This is a genomic window from Acidovorax sp. KPB24-07 (assembly GCF_057543315.1).
Map to the genome: position 1 here is coordinate 1 of NZ_BAAJYS010000778.1, position 942 is coordinate 942.

Consider the following 942-nt stretch of genomic DNA (forward strand, 5'->3'; position numbering starts at 1 on the left):
ATCGCCCTGCAGCTGCCAGCCGTTGTCCCAGCCGCTGACCGTGCCCACGCGGTGCGCTTGCACCAGGCCCGCGCGCAGGGCCTCGATGCGCCGCATCTCCCAGGGCCCCAGGCGCAGCGGGTCGCCGTCCTGGCGCTGCCGGCCGGCGTTGCGCAGCGGATCGGTAAGCAGGTCCACCATCGCGCCGACGATGGCCTTGAGCGGCGCCGCGGGCGCATCGATGCGGCGCCCGCCGGGCGCGCGCAGCGAGACGGTGGCGTGGTCGTCGATGGCGGCCATCTGCGCGGCGTTCAGCCAGCGCGGGTCGCGCCGGAGCAGATCGGCCAGCAGGGGCGCCAAGTCCAGCGTTTCGCCGTCTACCTCGATGCCCAGGCTCAGCAGCCAGGCCCCTTCGCGTTCGGGCAGATGCAGCTTTTGCACCGGGCGTTCGCGCGGGCCGAGCGGGCCGGCGAGGTCCTTGCCCAGCAGCTCGCCGGTGTCGGGATCGAGGCGCAGCGTCCAGCGCTGCACGGGAACGCTCTCGTGCGCGAAGCCGGGCAGTACCGACACGGCCCAGCCGTGGGCCTGCAGGCGCGGCACCTGCTCGGCCCAGAAGTCGCCGAAGGCGGCCTCCTGCGGCAGCGTCCAGACAGGGCCCAGCACGGGAGCACCCGCACGGTCGCGCCACTGCAAGGCCGTTTCGGGCACCGGCAGCAGGCCCAGGTCGCGCACGAGGTCGATGGCGTCTGCCTCGGCCGCCCCATCGCGCTGCAGGCGCAGCACGGGGCCGCCGGTGTCGTACAGCTCCTGCACGGCCGGCGGGCGGCTGTTGAGCACCGAGGTGGGGGCGGGCGTTTCCCAGGCGGCGCCATCCAGCGTGCGGTAGGTCCAGTCGATGCGGGCCAGCGTGACCTGGTCGCCGCGCGGGCCGATCGGCCCGTGGGGCCGCAGGCCCAGCAGGCC

At 75.1% G+C, this 942-nt stretch carries 1 pseudogene; it reads right to left on the bottom strand.

What is annotated here, in order from left to right:
- Window positions 1–942, bottom strand: a pseudogene (locus tag AC27IQ_RS25730) (ATP-dependent helicase); the annotation flags it as partial.